This window comes from Chamaesiphon sp. VAR_48_metabat_135_sub, assembly GCF_031418915.1.
Lineage (GTDB): Bacteria > Cyanobacteriota > Cyanobacteriia > Cyanobacteriales > Chamaesiphonaceae > Chamaesiphon.
The window spans coordinates 1-2598 of the sequence record NZ_JANOJV010000297.1 but is presented as its reverse complement, the minus strand read 5'-3'; the positions used below and the strand labels follow the sequence as shown (position 1 = coordinate 2598).

Below are 2598 nucleotides of genomic sequence, written 5' to 3'. Positions count from 1 at the left end.
TTTAATTATTATTTATTAATAATTAGGATGGTAAATTATCGGTAAAAAATTATGACCCAATTTCCGAACATTCCCCCTTTTATTGAGAGCAACGATCGTGATTATCACGATAGTGGCGTGCCCAGTACGGTGGCAATCGCCGGACATCCCCTCCATCCGCTGATCGTGACGTTTCCGATTGCTTTTCTCTCAGGTGCATTTGGAGCCGATTTGGGCTATTGGTTTACCCACGATCCTTAGGTTGCGGTAATTGGTACAATCGATCGACATGAACCTAAGATTAATTGATAATTGATAATTGACAATTGACAATTGGGTTATTAGGATGGGGATTTAGACCCCATCCTAATAACAATCCACCTAAAGGTGGGGGATTTAAACCCTTGCTATTTGTTAACTTTCCAGAACTTTCATAATTCGATCTTCCAACCTGTCGAGATCGAGACCGCCTTCATCGCGACTAATCCGCCGGACAGTTGCATTGACTCCATCCAAATTTTGTAATAAGTCTCGCAAGATTTCTTGTTGTTGACGCGATTGAGTGACTTCGTGGGGTTCTTGTACCAAGTCGCGAACGATCGTATCTTCAGCGCGAGAAACAACAATTGGCTCGGTTTGTCCTTGCAAGTACACCACGGTTCGCCGCCCTGGACCTCGATCTTGTTCTAGTGGAATCAGTGCGACCACATTATCGGATCTAACATATTTACCAAATCCTAGGTGAACTAATACAGAGGGTTGAATTTTCACTTAGTTTTGTCCTTTTATATCTCTATATATCTATTTTAGAACCTATAAAAATAGTCTGTGACATATATGAATAGCGGTTTTCACTCTATTTAGGTAGTGATTCACTCGTTGGCTAATTAGTGTGAAAAGGTTGGTTTTCCAGGCTCAACTTCCACAGGTTATTTAAAGATCGCTCGGCAGATTGAAACAATCTAGCAAAAATAAATTATTTTTGCTAGGCTAATGAAATACAAAATTAAGTAAAATACAAAATCAAGACATCAATAATATTTAGATTCGATCTCGATCGCTCTATGTCAGCGGATTTTTGATAAAATTCAGAATTCTTCTGGCGGAAAGGGAGTAAGAGGGTGTTTGAAAAGATCGTTATTGGCAGGAAATACCATGACTGACTCACTACCAGTACAGGCTACCAACCCGATCTTAACCTGCCAACGAAACGGAACGGTTAGCGGCACTGTATCGCTATCAAATCCTCGATACACCTGCTGAAGTAGCTTTCGATCGCCTTACAACGCTGGCAGCGCGACTGTTTAAGAAGCCAATCGTCCTGATTTCATTGGTAGATGAGTCGAGAGCTTGGTTTAAGTCTAGCATTGGTTTTGGTGCGTCTGAAGTACGCCGCAACGATGCACTTTGTAACTTTGCCGTGTTAACCGATGAGCCGCTAATTATTCCCGATACTCGACTCGACGATCGCTTTGTCTGCAATCCATTCGTGCAAGCCGAAGTAGCGACGCGATTTTATGCGGGTGCGCCCTTGCTCGATCGAGATGGCTTTAATTTGGGTACGCTGTGTCTGCTCGATACTGTGCCACATGAGGCGTTAACCGCCGAGGAAGAGGCTACTTTGGTGGATTTGGCGGCAATGGTCGTTGATGAGCTGGAACTGCGGTTGGCGGCGCGGCAGATCGCTAGCGTCGATGCGGCACTAGTCGAGATTACCCAAGGTGTGGCAAGGGTGACGGGTGGGGAATTTTTCGATGAGCTGGTGAGGCACTTTGCCAAAGTTTTGGGCACCGACTACGTTTATATTGGCTTGGTGGAAGGCACTGAGCCGAAAATGATGCGAACGATCGCGACTTGCGATCGCGGTCACATCGTCGAGAACCTCGAATATCGGCTGCAAGATACGCCCTGCTGGGAAGCGATTCTCCACGGGAGAGGCTCCGCCAACGAGCAACGTAAAATTTGCTGTTATCCACGCAATTTCCGAATGCGCCGCTGCTCAAACCCCTCGCTGTCGAGAGTTATGTCGCGATTCCGTTCTATGGTTCCGACGGTAATGTGTTGGGATTGTTGGGTGTAATGGATGGTAAACCGCTACTAAATGTGCATCTAGCCGAATCGTTACTGACAATCTTTGCCAGTCGGATTGCGACTGAGCTAGAGCGTCAACAGCACGAACTGATGCTAGTCGAACAGACGCGACTGCTAGAAGCGGTTTCTACGGGTCAGCCGCTAGATGAGTGTCTGAGTGCGCTGTGTAGCTCGATCGCCAAACTCAGCCCCCACACGCGCGCCTGTGTGCTACTGACTGACGATCGCCGCACGAAGTTTCCGCGATCGATTACCCCAGATTTCCCGCCGTCTTTGAGCCAAGGACTCAAGGATGCGCCGATTAACGAGCTAGCGATCGGGACGTGTGGTACGGCGGTATATTGCAGTGAGCCTGTGACTTGTACCGATATTGCGAGTGACGAATCTTGGTCGCAAAGCTGGCGGGATTTAGGTATCGCACATGGCATTCGGGCTTGTCATTCCTTACCGATTATGGGGATCGATAATTTACCCATCGGTTCGGTGATGTTGTGCTTTAATGAAGCCCGATTGCCGACCGATTGGGAA

General features: G+C 47.0%; 3 protein-coding genes and 1 pseudogene. 3 read left to right on the top strand and 1 reads right to left on the bottom strand.

The annotated features are described in order from the left end of the window. Positions 1-51: 51 nt before the first annotated feature. Positions 52-234 (top strand): annotated as a pseudogene (locus RMO55_RS20545) (DUF2231 domain-containing protein); the annotation flags it as partial. A 159-nt stretch (positions 235-393) separates the two neighbouring features. Here RMO55_RS20545 and RMO55_RS20540 read toward each other — a convergent pair. After that, entirely contained in the window at positions 394-750 is a 357-nt protein-coding gene (locus RMO55_RS20540; RefSeq protein ID WP_310429799.1) for a hypothetical protein, read from the bottom strand. 457 nt (positions 751-1207) lie between these two features. On the opposite strand from RMO55_RS20540, the gene RMO55_RS20535 reads away from it, so the two are divergent. Both RMO55_RS20535 and RMO55_RS20530 read left to right on the top strand, forming a co-directional pair. Continuing rightward, positions 1208-2059 carry a GAF domain-containing protein gene (locus RMO55_RS20535; protein ID WP_310429803.1) on the top strand — a complete coding sequence of 284 codons (852 nt, stop codon included), beginning with the start codon at positions 1208-1210 and terminating at the stop codon, positions 2057-2059. Then, positions 2059-2598, top strand: a 540-nt coding sequence (locus RMO55_RS20530; protein WP_310429797.1) for a GAF domain-containing protein, incomplete at its 3' end; no start/stop codon positions are given. The genes RMO55_RS20535 and RMO55_RS20530, both read left to right, overlap by 1 nt.